Origin of the sequence: Pseudomonas triticicola (assembly GCF_019145375.1) — a bacterium.
GTDB lineage: Bacteria > Pseudomonadota > Gammaproteobacteria > Pseudomonadales > Pseudomonadaceae > Aquipseudomonas > Aquipseudomonas triticicola.
The window spans coordinates 4606174-4622200 of the sequence record NZ_JAHSTX010000001.1 but is presented as its reverse complement, the minus strand read 5'-3'; the positions used below and the strand labels follow the sequence as shown (position 1 = coordinate 4622200).

18 protein-coding genes are annotated in these 16027 nt (G+C 57.6%); 3 read left to right on the top strand and 15 right to left on the bottom strand.

Going from position 1 to position 16027, the window contains the following annotated elements; genetic code table 11:
• Window positions 1–2 precede the first annotated feature (2 nt).
• The 15 genes from KVG85_RS20355 to mnmG all read right to left on the bottom strand — a co-directional run bounded on the left by KVG85_RS20355 (window position 3) and on the right by mnmG (window position 13976).
• Complete coding sequence (locus KVG85_RS20355) at window positions 3–779, bottom strand: DeoR/GlpR family DNA-binding transcription regulator (RefSeq protein WP_041476528.1); 777 nt, start codon at window positions 777–779, stop codon at window positions 3–5.
• Between the two features lie 207 nt (window positions 780–986).
• On the bottom strand, window positions 987–2354 hold the full coding sequence (gene glmU, locus KVG85_RS20350; protein WP_217864786.1) for a bifunctional UDP-N-acetylglucosamine diphosphorylase/glucosamine-1-phosphate N-acetyltransferase GlmU: 1368 nt from the start codon (window positions 2352–2354) through the stop codon (window positions 987–989).
• A gap of 118 nt (window positions 2355–2472) precedes the next feature.
• Window positions 2473–2898 (bottom strand): F0F1 ATP synthase subunit epsilon, encoded by a 426-nt coding sequence (locus KVG85_RS20345; protein WP_016772407.1) that lies wholly within the window; start codon window positions 2896–2898, stop codon window positions 2473–2475.
• 45 nt (window positions 2899–2943) lie between these two features.
• Entirely contained in the window at window positions 2944–4323 is a 1380-nt protein-coding gene (atpD, locus tag KVG85_RS20340; RefSeq protein WP_016772406.1) for a F0F1 ATP synthase subunit beta, read from the bottom strand.
• A 27-nt stretch (window positions 4324–4350) separates the two neighbouring features.
• Window positions 4351–5211: a F0F1 ATP synthase subunit gamma gene (gene atpG, locus KVG85_RS20335; RefSeq protein WP_007911960.1), complete on the bottom strand. Its 861-nt coding sequence runs from the start codon at window positions 5209–5211 to the stop codon at window positions 4351–4353.
• 50 nt (window positions 5212–5261) lie between these two features.
• Window positions 5262–6806, bottom strand: a complete 1545-nt coding sequence (atpA, locus tag KVG85_RS20330) for a F0F1 ATP synthase subunit alpha (RefSeq protein WP_016772405.1) — start codon at window positions 6804–6806, stop codon at window positions 5262–5264.
• Between the two features lie 21 nt (window positions 6807–6827).
• Complete coding sequence (locus KVG85_RS20325) at window positions 6828–7364, bottom strand: F0F1 ATP synthase subunit delta (RefSeq protein WP_016772404.1); 537 nt, start codon at window positions 7362–7364, stop codon at window positions 6828–6830.
• A gap of 12 nt (window positions 7365–7376) precedes the next feature.
• The gene (locus KVG85_RS20320) at window positions 7377–7847 is read right to left on the bottom strand and encodes a F0F1 ATP synthase subunit B (protein ID WP_016772403.1); all 471 of its coding nucleotides are present in this window, start codon (window positions 7845–7847) and stop codon (window positions 7377–7379) included.
• Window positions 7848–7905: 58 nt separating this feature from the next.
• The gene (atpE, locus tag KVG85_RS20315; RefSeq protein ID WP_003097235.1) at window positions 7906–8163 is read right to left on the bottom strand and encodes a F0F1 ATP synthase subunit C; all 258 of its coding nucleotides are present in this window, start codon (window positions 8161–8163) and stop codon (window positions 7906–7908) included.
• 133 nt (window positions 8164–8296) lie between these two features.
• Window positions 8297–9166 (bottom strand): F0F1 ATP synthase subunit A, encoded by an 870-nt coding sequence (gene atpB, locus KVG85_RS20310; RefSeq protein ID WP_016772402.1) that lies wholly within the window; start codon window positions 9164–9166, stop codon window positions 8297–8299.
• 16 nt (window positions 9167–9182) lie between these two features.
• Window positions 9183–9590, bottom strand: coding sequence for a F0F1 ATP synthase subunit I (locus KVG85_RS20305; RefSeq protein WP_016772401.1), 408 nt, complete (start codon window positions 9588–9590; stop codon window positions 9183–9185).
• A gap of 148 nt (window positions 9591–9738) precedes the next feature.
• Window positions 9739–10611: a ParB/RepB/Spo0J family partition protein gene (locus tag KVG85_RS20300; protein WP_217864785.1), complete on the bottom strand. Its 873-nt coding sequence runs from the start codon at window positions 10609–10611 to the stop codon at window positions 9739–9741.
• Between the two features lie 9 nt (window positions 10612–10620).
• Complete coding sequence (locus tag KVG85_RS20295; RefSeq protein ID WP_016772400.1) at window positions 10621–11418, bottom strand: ParA family protein; 798 nt, start codon at window positions 11416–11418, stop codon at window positions 10621–10623.
• An 18-nt stretch (window positions 11419–11436) separates the two neighbouring features.
• Window positions 11437–12081 carry a 16S rRNA (guanine(527)-N(7))-methyltransferase RsmG gene (rsmG, locus tag KVG85_RS20290; RefSeq protein WP_217864784.1) on the bottom strand — a complete coding sequence of 215 codons (645 nt, stop codon included), beginning with the start codon at window positions 12079–12081 and terminating at the stop codon, window positions 11437–11439.
• On the bottom strand, window positions 12078–13976 hold the full coding sequence (gene mnmG / locus KVG85_RS20285; RefSeq protein WP_217864783.1) for a tRNA uridine-5-carboxymethylaminomethyl(34) synthesis enzyme MnmG: 1899 nt from the start codon (window positions 13974–13976) through the stop codon (window positions 12078–12080). The genes rsmG and mnmG overlap by 4 nt, the downstream gene beginning before the upstream one ends.
• A 327-nt stretch (window positions 13977–14303) precedes the next feature.
• Between mnmG and KVG85_RS20280 the strand changes: the two genes are divergently transcribed.
• The 3 genes from KVG85_RS20280 to KVG85_RS20270 all read left to right on the top strand — a co-directional run bounded on the left by KVG85_RS20280 (window position 14304) and on the right by KVG85_RS20270 (window position 15999).
• Window positions 14304–14480 carry a hypothetical protein gene (locus KVG85_RS20280; RefSeq protein ID WP_217864782.1) on the top strand — a complete coding sequence of 59 codons (177 nt, stop codon included), beginning with the start codon at window positions 14304–14306 and terminating at the stop codon, window positions 14478–14480.
• 68 nt (window positions 14481–14548) lie between these two features.
• On the top strand, window positions 14549–15055 hold the full coding sequence (locus tag KVG85_RS20275) for a sigma-70 family RNA polymerase sigma factor (protein ID WP_217864781.1): 507 nt from the start codon (window positions 14549–14551) through the stop codon (window positions 15053–15055).
• The gene (locus tag KVG85_RS20270; protein WP_217865006.1) at window positions 15055–15999 is read left to right on the top strand and encodes a FecR domain-containing protein; all 945 of its coding nucleotides are present in this window, start codon (window positions 15055–15057) and stop codon (window positions 15997–15999) included. Before KVG85_RS20275 ends, KVG85_RS20270 begins: the two co-directional genes overlap by 1 nt.
• Window positions 16000–16027: the final 28 nt, after the last annotated feature.

Sequence of the window (16027 nt, the reverse complement as noted above, 5' to 3'; positions counted from 1 at the left end):
GGTTATTTCTCCTGACTGACAGCCGCACAGATCAAGGTGATCCCGCGGGCCTGAAGCTGATCGCGTGCCTCGACGGGCAGGCGATCATCGGTAATGAGGGTATGGATGCTGCTCCAGGGCAGCTCCAGGTTGGGAATCTTGCGACCGATCTTGTCGGCCTCGACCATGACGATGACTTCTCGTGCAACGTCGGCCATCACCCGGCTGAGGCCGAGCAGTTCATTGAACGTGGTGGTGCCGCGCACCAGATCGATGCCGTCGGCGCCGATGAACAGTTGGTCGAAGTCGTAGGAGCGTAGTACTTGCTCGGCGACCTGGCCCTGAAAGGATTCCGAGTGTGGATCCCAAGTGCCGCCAGTCATCAGCAGCACTGGCTCGTGTTCCAGTTCGCTCAAGGCATTGGCGACATGCAGCGAGTTGGTCATCACCACCAGACCCGGTTGCTGGCCCAGTTCGGGAATCATCGCGGCGGTGGTGCTGCCGCTGTCGATGATGATGCGCGCGTGCTCGCGGATGCGTTTGACCGCCGCGCGGGCGATTGCCTGCTTGTACTTGGAAATACTCTGCGCCGTTTCTGCGACCAGCTCTTGCGGCATGGTGATCGCACCGCCGTAACGGCGCAGCAACAGACCATGGGTTTCCAGCGCCGCGAGATCCTTGCGAATCGTAACTTCGGAAGTTTCGAAGCGCTTGGCCAGCTCATCAACACTGACTTCGCCCTGCTCATTGAGCAAGGCGAGGATGTTATGACGACGTTGGGGAGTATTGCGCTTGGACATGGCTGCTTAAGTTTCGATTCGAAAGATAACGCAAGCAATGAAACTCTATCGAAAGGTCGCCGTCAAGACGCGGGGAGAAAAATTCAGAAAGGTTGAAATGACTGTGGGAGCAAGCCCGCTCGCGAAAGGGCAGTCTCAGCCACTGAAGGCGTGACTGAGCAACCGCATTCGCGAGCAGGCTCCCTCCCACAGGAGGTTGTGGATAAATCAGGATTTTATGATCTTTACCGGACGCTTCCAGCCGTCGATATTCTTCTGACGGGCTCGGCCAACCGCCAGCTGAGCGTTATCCACATTTTGCGTGATGGTCGAGCCGGCTGCGGTGGTCGCACCGTTGGAGATATCCACAGGGGCAACCAGCGAGTTGTTGGAACCGATGAATACATCAGCGCCCAAAACAGTTTTCCACTTGTTGGCGCCATCGTAGTTGCAGGTGATGGTGCCGGCGCCGATGTTGGTGCGTGCGCCGATTTCAGCATCGCCCAGATAGGTCAGATGGCCAGCCTTGGCACCCTCGCCCATGTGGGCGTTTTTGAGCTCGACGAAGTTACCCACATGAGCGCGCGCTTCGAGCACAGTGCCAGGACGCAAACGCGCGAAGGGACCTGCGTCGCTGCCTTCGCCGAGAATGGCGCCTTCGATATGACTGTTGGCTTTGATCACCACGCCTTTGCGCAGGGTACTGTCCTTGATCACGCAGTTCGGGCCGATCTGTACTTCGTCTTCAATGATCACCTTGCCTTCGAGGATCACGTTGATGTCGATCAGCACATCGCGGCCTACGCTGACTTCGCCACGCACATCGAAACGCGCCGGGTCACGCAGGGTCACGCCTTGAGCCATCAGGCGACGGCCGGCGCGCAACTGGTAATGACGCTCCAGTTCAGAGAGCTGCTTGCGATCATTGGCGCCCTGCACTTCCATCGGGTCGTGCGGTTGTTCGGTAGCCACGACCAAACCATCGCTGACCGCCATTTCGATCACGTCGGTGAGGTAGTACTCGCCCTGCGCGTTGTTGTTCGAGAGGCGACTCATCCAGTCAGCCAGACGATCGGCCGGCACAGCGAGGATGCCGGTGTTGCCTTCGGTGATCGCACGTTGCGCTTCGCTGGCGTCTTTGTGCTCGACGATCGCCGCGACCTTGCCGTCAGCATCACGCACGATGCGGCCGTAACCGGTCGGGTCATCCAGCTCGACAGTGAGCAAACCCATCTGGCCCGGCACGACATGCTTGAGCAGACGTTGCAGGGTTTCGACTTCGATCAGCGGTACATCACCGTAGAGGATCAGCACAGTGTCGGCATCGATGAACGGCACCGCTTGGGCGGTGGCATGGCCGGTGCCCAGTTGCTTGTCCTGCAACACGAAATTCAGATCATCGGCTGCCAGACGCTCACGCACCACATCGGCACCGTGACCGATCACTACATGGATGCGCTGTGGATCAAGTTGCCGAGCGCTGTGGATAACATGGCCGAGCATGGAGTTGCCGGCAATCGGGTGCAGCACTTTGGGCAGCGCCGAGCGCATGCGAGTGCCTTGACCGGCCGCGAGGATAACGATTTCGAGAGACATGACTGGCTACCAATCCTGGGTGGTCAGCAACTGCGACCGGTTTGTGGGAATTCGGAAAAGAAAAAAGGGTAGCCGAGGCTACCCTTTTTTATCAATCGCACAATAAGCGGCTGACGGATTAACCGCCAAACTTCTTGCGGATCTGCTGGACGGTGCGCAGCTGGGCTGCAGCCTCGGCCAGACGTGTGGCAGCGGCGCCGTAATCGAAGTCCGCGCCTTTTTCGTTCAGGGCATTCTCGGCAGCCTTGAGAGCTGCCTGAGCCTGAGCTTCATCCAGGTCGGCGGCACGTTGCACGGTATCGGCAAGTACCTTGACCATGTTCGGCTGAACCTCGAGGAAACCACCGGAGATGTAGAACACCTCGGCTTCCCCGCCTTGCTTGATCAGGCGGATCGGACCCGGCTTGAGATTAGTGATCAGCGGCGCGTGACCCAGAGCGATACCAAGATCACCCAGTGCACCGTGCGCAATCACCATCTCGACCAGGCCGGAAAAGATTTCCCCTTCCGCGCTGACGATATCGCAATGGACTGTCATAGCCATCTGATTGCCTCAACCTAAATTAGCGCCCGTTGCCGGGCGCCGGGATTACAGTTTCTTGGCTTTCTCGATCGCTTCTTCGATGCCGCCAACCATGTAGAACGCTTGTTCTGGCAGGTGGTCGTAGTCACCGTTGAGGATGCCTTTGAAGCCAGCAATGGTGTCTTTCAGGGAAACGTATTTACCCGAAGCACCGGTGAAGACTTCAGCCACGAAGAACGGCTGCGACAAGAAGCGCTGGATCTTACGAGCACGGTTAACCAACTGTTTGTCGGCTTCCGACAGCTCGTCCATACCCAGGATCGCGATGATGTCTTTCAGCTCTTTGTAACGCTGCAGAACATACTGAACGCCGCGAGCGGTGTCGTAGTGGTCCTGACCGATCACGTTCGGGTCCAGCTGACGCGAAGTCGAATCCAGTGGATCTACCGCCGGGTAGATACCCAGGGAAGCGATGTCACGGGACAGAACGACGGTGGCGTCCAAGTGGGCGAAGGTGGTCGCTGGCGACGGGTCGGTCAAGTCGTCCGCAGGTACGTATACCGCTTGGATCGAGGTGATCGAACCTTCCTTGGTCGAAGTGATACGTTCCTGCAGAACGCCCATCTCTTCAGCCAGGGTCGGCTGGTAACCTACTGCCGAAGGCATACGGCCCAGCAGTGCGGATACTTCAGTACCGGCCAGGGTGTAACGATAGATGTTGTCGACGAACAGCAGAACGTCGTTACCTTCGTCACGGAACTTCTCGGCCATGGTCAGGCCGGTCAGTGCTACGCGCAGACGGTTTCCCGGCGGCTCGTTCATCTGACCGTAAACCAGTGCCACTTTGTCCAGAACGTTGGAGTCCTTCATCTCGTGGTAGAAGTCGTTACCCTCACGAGTACGCTCACCCACACCGGCGAACACGGAATAACCGCTGTGCTCGATGGCGATGTTACGGATCAGTTCCATCATGTTTACGGTTTTGCCTACACCGGCACCACCGAACAGACCGACTTTACCGCCCTTGGCGAACGGGCAGACCAGGTCGATAACCTTGATGCCGGTTTCCAGCAGGTCGTTGCCGCCTGCTTGCTCGGCGAACGAAGGTGCTGCGCGGTGAATGCCCCAGCGCTCTTCGGTGTCGATCGGGCCAGCTTCGTCGATCGGGTTACCGAGGACGTCCATGATCCGGCCCAGGGTCGCTTTACCGACCGGTACGGAGATGGCTGCGCCAGAGTCGGTGACTTCCAGACCGCGCTTCAAGCCCTCGGTGGAACCCATCGCAATGGTACGCACCACGCCGTCGCCCAGCTGCTGCTGAACTTCCAGGGTGGTTGCGGCCGCGCTTTGTACAGTCAGCGCGTTGTAGATGCTCGGTACGCTGTCGCGTGGAAATTCCACGTCGATAACGGCGCCGATGATTTGAACGATACGTCCGCTACTCATAGCTGGATCCTCTGAATATTTGAACCGTTAAACCGCGGCAGCGCCGCCGACGATTTCCGAGATCTCTTGGGTGATCGCAGCCTGACGCGCCTTGTTGTAGATCAGCTGCAAATCGCTGATCAAATCACCGGCGTTGTCGGTAGCGTTCTTCATCGCGATCATCCGCGCAGCCTGTTCAGCCGCGTTGTTCTCGACCACCGCCTGGTAGACCTGCGACTCGACGTAACGGACCATCAAGCCGTCAAGCAGCTCTTTGGCGTCCGGTTCGTAGAGATAGTCCCAGTGGTGCTTGAGATCCTGATCCGGGGTTGCCACCAGTGGAATCAACTGCTCCACGGTAGGCTGTTGCGTCATGGTGTTGATGAACTTGTTGGACACCACGGACAGGCGGTCGATACGGCCGTCCAGGTAGGCATCCAGCATCACCTTGACGCTGCCGATCAGATCATTGATCGACGGCTCTTCACCCAGGTGGCTGATAGCTGCAACGACGTTACCGCCGAAGTTGCGGAAAAAGGCCGCACCCTTGCTACCGACTACACACAGATCAATCTCGACGCCGTTTTCGCGGTTTACCGCCATGTCCTTGACCAGGGCCTTGAACAGGTTGGTGTTCAAGCCGCCGCACAGACCACGGTCACTGCTCACGACGACATAACCGACGCGCTTGATTTCGCGGTCGATCATGAACGGGTGGCGGTATTCCGGGTTGGCGTTGGCCAGATGCCCAATTACCTGGCGGATACGCTCCGCATAAGGACGGCTAGCAGCCATACGCATTTGTGCCTTGCGCATTTTGCTGACCGCCACTTTTTCCATGGCGCTGGTAATCTTTTGCGTGCTTTTGATGCTCGCAATCTTACTGCGAATCTCTTTTGCGCCTGCCATGTAACACCTATCAGGTTAGCAAGCGGGAGCCTCGCGGCTCCCGCTGCGGCTTACCAGGTTTGGGTGGCCTTGAACTTCTCGATACCGGCTTTCATGCCAGCGTCGATTTCGTCATTGAAGTCACCTTTAACGTTGATCTTGGCCATCAAATCGGCGTGATCGCGGTTGAAGAAAGCGATCAGCGCTTGTTCGAAGCTGCCGACCTTGGCGATTTCAATGTCAGTCAGGAACCCACGCTCAGCGGCATACAGCGACAGCGCCATGTCAGCGATCGACATTGGTGCGTATTGCTTCTGCTTCATCAGCTCGGTAACGCGCTGACCATGCTCAAGTTGCTTGCGGGTCGCTTCGTCCAGGTCAGAAGCGAACTGGGCGAATGCCGCCAGTTCACGGTACTGAGCCAGAGCGGTACGGATACCACCGGAGAGCTTCTTGATGATCTTGGTCTGAGCGGCACCACCCACACGGGATACCGAAACACCGGCGTTCACTGCAGGGCGGATGCCCGAGTTGAACATGGCCGATTCCAGGAAGATCTGACCGTCGGTGATGGAAATCACGTTGGTCGGAACGAACGCGGAAACGTCGCCAGCCTGGGTTTCGATGATCGGCAGTGCGGTCAGGGAACCGGTTTTGCCGGTCACTGCGCCGTTGGTGAACTTCTCTACGTATTCTTCCGAAACGCGGGATGCGCGCTCCAGCAGACGGGAGTGGAGATAGAACACGTCGCCTGGGTAAGCTTCACGGCCTGGTGGACGGCGCAGCAGCAGGGAAATCTGGCGGTAAGCCACTGCCTGCTTGGACAGATCGTCATAAACGATCAGCGCGTCTTCACCGCGGTCGCGGAAGAATTCACCCATGGTGCAACCGGAGTACGGTGCCAGGAATTGCAGCGCAGGAGATTCCGAAGCACTGGCAGCCACGATGATCGTGTTGGCCAGGGCGCCGTTTTCTTCCAGCTTGCGAACCACGTTGGCGATAGTCGATTGCTTCTGACCGATGGCTACGTAGACGCAGAAAATGCCGCTGTCTTTCTGGTTGATGATCGCGTCGATCGCCAGAGCGGTTTTACCGATCTGACGGTCACCGATGATCAGCTCACGCTGGCCACGGCCGACAGGGATCATGGCATCGACAGCCTTGTAGCCAGTCTGTACAGGCTGGTCTACCGACTTACGCCAGATCACGCCTGGAGCAACTTTCTCGACCGCGTCGGTCTCGGTGTTGCCCAGTGGACCTTTGCCATCAACAGGGTTACCCAGAGCATCGACTACGCGGCCCAGCAATTCCTTACCAACAGGAACTTCGAGGATGCGGCCGGTGCACTTGGCGCTCATGCCTTCAGCCAGCGACTGGTAGGAGCCCAATACCACGGCACCTACGGAGTCCTGCTCCAGGTTGAGGGCCATACCGTAGACGCCGCCCGGAAACTCGATCATCTCGCCGTACATGACGTCGGCCAGACCGTGAATCCGCACGATGCCGTCAGATACGCTGACGACAGTGCCTTCGTTACGGGCTTGGGAGGTCACATCGAGCTTGTCGATGCGGCCCTTGATAATTTCACTTATTTCGGAAGGATTGAGTTGCTGCATTGCTCTGCTGCCCCTTCAAACTCAAGATTTCAATGCTTCGGCAAGTTTCGCGATTTTGCCGCGAATCGAGCCATCGATAACCAGGTCGCCGGCGCGGATCACGACACCACCAATCAAGGCAGCGTCCTCCGCAACTTGCAGGCGCACTTCCCGGTTGAGTCGTGCACTGAGAACCTTGGCGAGTTTGTCTTGCTGTTCTTGGTTCAATGCAAATGCACTGGTCACTTCAACGTCTACCGATTTCTCTTGTTCGGCCTTGTACAGGTCGAACAGAGCGGCGATCTCCGGCAGAAGCAGGAGACGGTCGTTTTCGGCAACGACGTTGATGAAATTGCGTGCCTTTTCATCAAACTTGTCGCCGCACACGTCAATGAACGTGGCGGCCTTTTCTGCGCTCGTCAGTCGCGGGGCCTTGAGCACGCGCTGCAGGGTGTCGTCTTGCGACACCGCTGCTGCCAGGCCGAGCATGGCTGACCAATTGGCCAGTTGCTGGTGGGCCTGAGCGTGCTCGAAGGCCGCCTTAGCGTAAGGTCGGGCCAACGTGGTCAGTTCTGCCATGATCGCCCTCGCTTAGATTTCAGCAGCCAGTTGGTTAACCAGCTCTGCGTGCGCGTTTTGATCGATTGTGGCACCCAGGATCTTCTCGGCGCCGCCAACAGCCAGCAAGCCCACTTGGGCACGCAGCTTGTCTTTGACGCTGTTCAGTTCCTGTTCGATCTCGGCTTGAGCCTGAACCTTCACACGGTCAGCGTCGATACGGGCTTTTTCAACAGCCTCTTCGACAATCTGGTTACCGCGTTTCTTGGCTTGCTCGATGATTTCAGCTGCCTGAGCTTTCGCTTCGCGCAGTTGCTGACCCGCTTTCTCTTGGGCCAACTCCAGGTCGCGAGCTGCACGGCTGGCAGCGTCCAGACCATCAGCGATCTTCTTTTGACGTTCGTGCAGAGCAGCGATGACCGGAGGCCATACATACTTCATGCAAAACAGTACAAAAATCAGGAACGCAACGGACTGGCCAATCAGGGTCGCATTAATGTTCACGCCAACACCTCGCAGTTACGTTGTCCATCACACCAAATTACCCGGAAGATCCGAGTAATCAGCCAGCGATCTGACCAACGAACGGGTTCGCAAAGGTGAAGAACAGAGCGATACCAACACCGATCATGGTTACGGCGTCGAGCAGACCGGCAACGATGAACATTTTCACTTGCAGCATTGGAACCATTTCTGGCTGACGCGCTGCGCCTTCCAGGAACTTGCCGCCCAGCAGGCCGAAACCAATTGCGGTACCCAGTGCGCCCAGGCCGATCAACAGTGCAACAGCGATAGCGGTTAGACCAACTACAGTTTCCATCTTTCCTCCCGACTTTTACGTCGTATGGTTTAGGTTTTTTAGATTAAAGCGGTAAAACAAATCGTTTCAGCTGCCCCGCAAGGAGCTCCCTCCCGTTTGACCGGGAGGAACATCAGACTAGTCGAGACTGGTCTTAATGGTTTTCTTCGTGCGCCATCGACAGGTAGACGATGGTCAGCATCATGAAGATGAACGCCTGCAGGGTGATGATCAGGATGTGGAATACAGCCCACGCCCACTGCAGAACAACGCCCAGGCCGCTGAGCCAGAGCAGGCCGCTGCCGAACATCACAGCGATCAGAATGAACACCAGCTCGCCGGCATACATGTTGCCGAACAGACGCAGAGCCAGAGAGATCGGCTTGGCGATCAGGGTGACGAATTCCAGCAGGAAGTTCACCGGGATCAGCAGGGCCTGAACGAAGATGTTCTTGCTGCCGAACGGGTGCAGGGTCAGTTCGCCGATGAAGCCGCCGATGCCCTTGACCTTGATGCTGTAGAAAATGATCAGTGCGAACACCGAGAACGCCATGCCCAGAGTCGCGTTCGGGTCGGTAGTCGACACGGCGCGGAACGGGATGTGGGCATCGCCGGAGATCAGGATGGCCAGCTGAGGAATCCAGTCGACCGGTACCAGGTCGACGGCGTTCATCAGGAACACCCAGACGAAGATGGTCAGCGCCAGCGGTGCAATCACCGGGCTACGGCCATGGAAGCTGTCTTTCACGCTGCCATCGACGAATTCGACCAATACTTCAACGAAGTTCTGCAAGGCACCCGGCTGACCCGACGTCGCTTTCTTCGCCGCCATGCGGAAAAGAAGAACGAAGATCAGACCCAGCGCGACCGACCAGCCGAGGGTATCGACGTGGAAAGCCCAGAAGCCCATTTCCTTGGCCTCTGCTGCGGTGTGGGCAAAGCCCCAGCCGCCGTTGGGTAGCTGACCGAAAGTCAGGTTCTGCAAGTGGTGCTGGATATAGCCCGAAGCGGTTGTCTCTGCCATGGTTGCCTCAAACGCCCTAAGGTCTCGAAAGTCTTGTTCTCATCAGCAGGGGAGCGAACCAGCTGACCGACTGCGTCAGCACGAACACGCCGAATACTGCGATCGGCGCCAGTGGCTTCACACCTGCGAACACCAGTGCAAACAGCACTGCCGTCAAAATAAGTTTGCCTGCCTCGCCGGCATAAAATGACCGGACGATGGACTGGGCTGCTCGGGCGCCGGAAAACCGAAATGCCCTGTGAGCGAAATAAACATTGGGCAGCAAGGCTATCAGGCCTCCGCAAAGTCCCGAGTATCCGGCAACGACTCCATGCCATTGCCAGAGCGCCAAAGCGGCAATGAGCAGAATGACAAATTGAGCCATCAACACCGGAAAAACCGCCAGGCGATGGAAAGGCAAGCGGTTTGGCGTGCGGGTTTCCATCACAGTTGCTCTCCAATGGTCGGCTGCCGAAATTCAATAACTTGGCATAATTTGTGCCGACAAAATGCGCGCAGAGTATAGGGGCGGTTCTGCCCCTATTCAACTGTCAGGTAGTGATTTCCGACTGCGCGCTACATGAGGAAATGTTTCAGCGGATGTGTGCGAGCACACCTTGAAGCTCGTCGAGCGAGTTATAACCAATCACCAATTGGCCTTTGCCCTTCTTGCCATGGCGAATCTGCACCGCAGAGCCTAGGCGCTCGGCCAGACGCTGCTCGAGGCGAGCGATGTCCGGGTCGGGTTTTGCAGCTTCCACAGGCTCCGGTTTGCCACTCAACCACTGGCGAACCAGTGCCTCGGTTTGGCGCACAGTCAGCCCTCGTGCGACAACATGTCGCGCCCCTTCGACCTGCTGATTGTCCGGCAGACCGAGCAAGGCACGTGCGTGCCCCATTTCCAGGTCACCGTGCGACAGCATGGTCTTGATCACTTCAGGCAGTGCAATAAGTCGCAACAGGTTAGCCACAGTCACCCGCGACTTACCCACAGCCTCGGCAACCTGCTGCTGAGTCAGCTGGAATTCCTGCTGCAAGCGCTGCAAGGCGACGGCTTCTTCGATCGGGTTGAGGTCTTCACGCTGGATGTTCTCGATCAGCGCAATCGCAATGGCGGTTTCATCCGGCACATCGCGGACCATCGCCGGAATGGTTTCCTGCCCGGCCTGCTGACTCGCGCGCCAGCGGCGTTCACCGGCAATGATCTCGAAGCGACCGCCGCCGACCGGGCGTACCACGATCGGCTGCATCACGCCCTGGGCCTTGATCGACTGCGCCAGTTCTTCCAGGGCCTGCGGGTCCATGTCGCGGCGCGGCTGGTATTTGCCGCGCTGCAGCAGGTCCAGCGGCAGGTGTTGCAGTTCGCGGGTGTCAGCCTGCGCGGCTTGTTCTTCCAGCGCGCTGACCGTCGGACCACTCAGCAGTGCATCCAGTCCACGTCCGAGACCTCGTTTCTTGACGGCCATGGGGATTCCTTAAGTTGGCTGAGCAGCAGCAATGCGTGAATTTTTGCGCTGACGACGAACCATCTCGCCTGCCAGAGCCAGATAGGCCAGCGCGCCACGCGATTGCTTGTCGTAAGCCAGCGCCGGCATGCCGTAGCTCGGTGCTTCGGCCAGGCGAATGTTGCGCGGGATCACCGTGTCGTACAGCTGATCGCCGAAGTGTTCCTTGAGCTGCGCCGAAACATCGTTCATCAGGCTCAGGCGCGGGTCGTACATGGTGCGCAGCAGGCCTTCGACTTTCAGGTTCGGATTGAGCAGTTCAGCGATGCGCTTGATGTTATCCACAAGGTCGCTCAAACCTTCCAGCGCAAAGTATTCGCACTGCATGGGGATAATCACCCCGTCAGCGGCGACCAGTGCGTTGAGCGTGAGCATCGACAGCGACGGTGGGCAGTCGATCAGAATGTAATCGTAGTTGTCACGGATCGGCGCCAGCGCGCTGCGCAGACGGCTTTCCTTCATCTGCATTTCCAGCAGCACCACTTCTGCTGCGGTCAGATCACGGTTGGCCGGCAGCAGTTGATAACCGCCGTGCTCGGAGAAGTGCATGGCCTGGCCCAGGTCGCATTCACCGATCAGCAGATCGTAGACCGAGTTTTCCAGACCATGTTTATCCACACCGCTACCCATGGTGGCGTTGCCCTGTGGATCGAGATCGATCAACAGCACCCGGCGCTTGGTCGCGACCAGGGATGCTGCGAGGTTGATGCAGGTGGTGGTTTTGCCCACACCACCCTTCTGGTTCGCTATCGCGAATACCTTAGCCATTCTTGCTTGTGTTCCCAATCATGCCGTGCGGCGCAGTATCAGCAGATGGCGTTGGCCTTGGCAACCGGGGACGGCCAGGGCGTGTTCGCTATCGAGTTTGAAATCTGCCGGCAATGCTACCAGCTCATCGGCCGGATGAACGCCCTTCATTGCCAGCCAGCGTGTGTCGGCATCGCCGAGGTGGCGAGTCCAGTTGGTGAAGTTTTCCATGCTGCTGAATGCCCGGGAAATGATCCCGTTGAACGGCTGCGCAGGCTGGAACGCTTCGACGCGACTGTGGATAACTTGCAGGTTATCCAGCTTCAGCTCCAGTTTGACCTGAGTCAGGAAGCGGGTTTTCTTGCCGTTGCTGTCCAGACAGGTCACTTGCGAGTCCGGATACAGGATTGCCAGCGGAATACCAGGCATGCCACCGCCACTGCCAACGTCGAGCCAGCGACCGTTTTCGATAAACGACATCACGCTGAGACTATCGAGCAAGTGCCGCGAAACCATTTCGTCCGGATCTCGCACGGCGGTCAGGTTGTAGGCCTGGTTCCATTTGATCAACAGGGCCAGATAACCCAACAACAATTCGTGCTGGGTTTCTGTGAGATCGATGCCGAGCTCGCGGGCTCCTGTGGATAACTCTCCGGCGTGTTGCGAAGTGACCTTGGCACTCAAGCGCTTTGCTCCAACTGACGGCCCGCGCCGCGTTTTTTCAAATGAATCATCAACAGCGAAATCGCTGCCGGGGTCACGCCCGGGATCCGCGAAGCCTGGCCCAGAGTCTCGGGGCGTGTGGCGCCGAGCTTGCTCTGAATCTCCTTGGACAGACCGGAGATGTTGGTGTAATCGATATCCACAGGCAATTTGGTGTCTTCGCTAGCGCGCAGACGGGCGATTTCGTCCTGTTGGCGGTCGATGTAACCGGCGTATTTGGTCTTGATCTCGACCTGCTCGGCGACCTGTGGATCTTCGGCGCCCTGCCCGGTCACTTCGACCAGACCGGCGTAATCGATCTCCGGACGGCTCAACAGGTTGAGCAAATTGTATTCGTGGGTCAGCGGCGTGCCGAATTTCTCGGCAATCGCATCACCCTGCGGGGTGTTCGGCCGTACCCAGGTGCTTTTCAGACGCTGCTCTTCCAGTTCGATGCTTTCGCGCTTCTTGCAGAAGGCCGCCCAGCGCGCGTCATCGACCAGACCCAGCTCTCGGCCTTTTTCGGTCAGACGCAGGTCGGCGTTGTCTTCGCGCAGAATCAGGCGGTACTCGGCTCGCGACGTGAACATGCGGTACGGCTCTTGGGTACCGAGGGTGATCAGGTCGTCGACCAGAACGCCGATGTACGCTTCATCGCGGCGCGGGCACCAGGCTTCTTTGCCCTTGGCACGCAGTGCAGCGTTGGCCCCGGCGAGCAGACCTTGAGCGCCAGCTTCTTCGTAACCGGTGGTGCCGTTGATCTGCCCGGCGAAGAACAGACCACCGATGACTTTGGTTTCCAGGCTGTACTTCAGGTCGCGCGGATCGAAGTAGTCGTACTCGATCGCATAACCCGGACGCACAATGTGCGCGTTTTCCATACCGCGGATCGATTGCACGATCTGCAATTGCACGTCGAACGGCAGGCTTGTGGATATCCCGTTCGGGTACAGCTCATGGGTGGTCAGACCTTCCGGTTCGATGAACACCTGATGGCTTTCCTTGTCGGCAAAGCGATGAATCTTGTCTTCGATCGACGGGCAATAGCGCGGGCCGACGCCCTCGATCTCCCCGGCAGCGGAGTACATCGGCGAACGATCGAGGTTCGCCGCGATGATTTCGTGGGTGCGGGCATTGGTATGGGTGATCCAGCAACTGACCTGACGGGGGTGCTGTTCCTTGTTGCCCATGAACGACATCACCGGGATAGGTGTGTCACCCGGTTGCTCGGTCATCACCGAGAAATCCACAGACTTGCCGTCGATACGCGGCGGTGTGCCGGTTTTCAGGCGACCGACACGCAGTGGCAACTCACGCAGACGGTGGGCCAGAGCAATCGACGGTGGATCACCGGCGCGACCGCCGGAGAAATTCTGCAAACCGATGTGGATAAGTCCGCCGAGGAATGTACCAGTGGTCAACACCACGGAATCGGCTAAGAAACGCAGACCCATCTGTGTAACCACACCACGGACTTGCTCCTGCTCAACGATCAGGTCGTCAGCAGCCTGTTGAAATATCCACAGGTTCGGCTGGTTTTCGAGAATTTCGCGAACAGCTGCCTTGTAGAGAATCCGGTCGGCTTGCGCACGGGTCGCCCGTACGGCCGGGCCTTTGCGGCTGTTCAACACGCGAAACTGGATGCCGCCCTTGTCGGTAGCCATGGCCATCGCGCCGCCGAGGGCATCGATTTCCTTGACCAGATGGCTTTTGCCGATGCCACCGATGGCCGGGTTGCAACTCATGGCACCGAGGGTTTCCACGTTATGCGTCAGTAGCAGGGTTTTTGCCCCCATGCGTGCTGACGCCAGTGCTGCCTCGGTACCGGCATGACCGCCGCCGATGACGATCACTTCAAAACGGGAAGGGAAATCCACCACGCACCTCGTGCCTGCTTAATAAGTAGGTCATTCAGGAAATATTGAAACCAGGTTTCTGGACCTGGTCGGCAAGTATAGGGACTTCGCCCTTTCTAAAGAACCCTTTGCACAAAATTTAACCAGCTGTGGAGAACTCGAGGTTAAAAGAATAAAAAAGAGAGAAATTTATAAAACCTTTGTTTTTATGTTTATTCTTACTGGACCGCCTTTCTGTGGATAGATCGCCACAAGCCTTATTTTTCAATGTGTACAGAGGTTCAAAACTCTGTGCTCATGTGGCAGTGAGGCCATTGGATAAACGGTTTAAGCCTGTGGATTAATCGGATGGTTATCCACAGCGTGGGTTATATCCAGTTTTCAACCCCCTTTATCAACTGCCCTCAGTGGCAGTTATTCACAGGGCTTAATCCACAGAAAATCGCCAACAAGGCTTTTTCCGGACGTAAAAAAGGCGCCAGCGAAGGATCGGTGACGCTTGGCAAGCCAAGGGCAGGAAAATGAAAAGGCTATTGTGAGAGGACGTAACAGAGGCTAATAATAGCCATTATCATTAACTCGTCAGTTTTCCCATGTCCCTACCCGCCCACACCGCTGCGATCGAGCGAATCTACGAGCAACATCATTCGTGGCTATATGGTTGGCTCAAGGGCAGACTGCACAACGCCTGCGATGCAGCCGATGTGGCGCATGACACGTTTTTGCGAGTTCTGGCCGCGCGCAATGCAGCTCATATTCGTGAGCCGAGGGATTACCTGACGACCATTGCACGCGGGCTGGTCATTGATCGTTATAGACGCAGGGCCATTGAAAGCGCTTATCTGCAGGCCCTCGCAGCTCGGCCGGAAGCGACGATCGTCAGCGAAGAAGACAGAGCGCTGATCATTGAAACCCTGGTTGCTGTGGATAAAGCATTGACCGGCCTGGGCACGCGAACACGGCAGATTTTCATGCTGTCGCAAGTCGACGGACTGACATATCAACAGATCGCCCTGCAATTGAGGGTCTCGCTGACCACAGTAAAAAAACACATGATCCGCGCCCTGACTGAATGCGCCCTCATCATGGCGCAACCATGATGGCCGCCGCTGCAGATCGTCAGGTGTTCGAAACTGCCGCCAGCTGGTATGTCCAGTTTCAATCCCAGCCACCGAGCCCTGCCGAACAAAAAGCCTGGCAGTTGTGGATAGACAGCGATCCGGCGCATCTGGCGGCGTGGAACCAGATGGAACAATTACAGCGCCACCTCGGTACGCTGCCGCAGGATCTGAAACGACGTGCGCTCAATAGCGGCCAACAAAGACGCCAGGTACTCAAACTGCTGCTGCTTGCAGCGGGAACAGGTTTCGTTGGCTGGAACGTTCAACGACACACCTCCCTCGGCAACGTCTGGGCCGACTATAAAACCGCTGTAGGTCAGCGTCGCACCATCAGCCTGGCCGATGGCAGCCGGATCCAGCTCAACACTGACTCGGCCATTGATGTCTCTTTCGACGCAGCGCAACGCCTGATCCAACTGCGCGCCGGTGAAATCCTTGTCCAAACCGGCAAGCTTGGCGATCAGCGGCCGTTCTATGTGCAAACCCGTGACGGGCGGATTCAAGCATTGGGCACCCGGTTCTCGGTGCATCAGATGCCGAACTCAACCCGGGTCGGCGTGATGGAGGATCGAGTCAGCGTTCAACCTGCGCAGGCATCCACTGCTGCGCTCATCCTGAACGCAGGCGAAGGCGCGGATTTCGACAGTCGGCACATCGGCCTCAGGCCCTTCCAGGCATCAGAAGTGGCCTGGATCAACGGTCAGTTGATCGTTCTCGACGCGCGTCTGGGCGATGTCATCGCAGAGTTGGGGCGCTATCGCAGCGGTGTATTGCACTGTGATCGCCGCGCTCGGGATCTGCGGGTCTCCGGGACTTTCCGGCTCGATTCCACCGACGCAGTGCTGGCCAATCTCAAGGCTTCGTTGCCGATCAACGTCCGCTATTTCAGTCGTTACTGGGTCTCGATCAGCCACAGCGTTTGATCAAAAAACGCCTGGGAAAAATAATCGC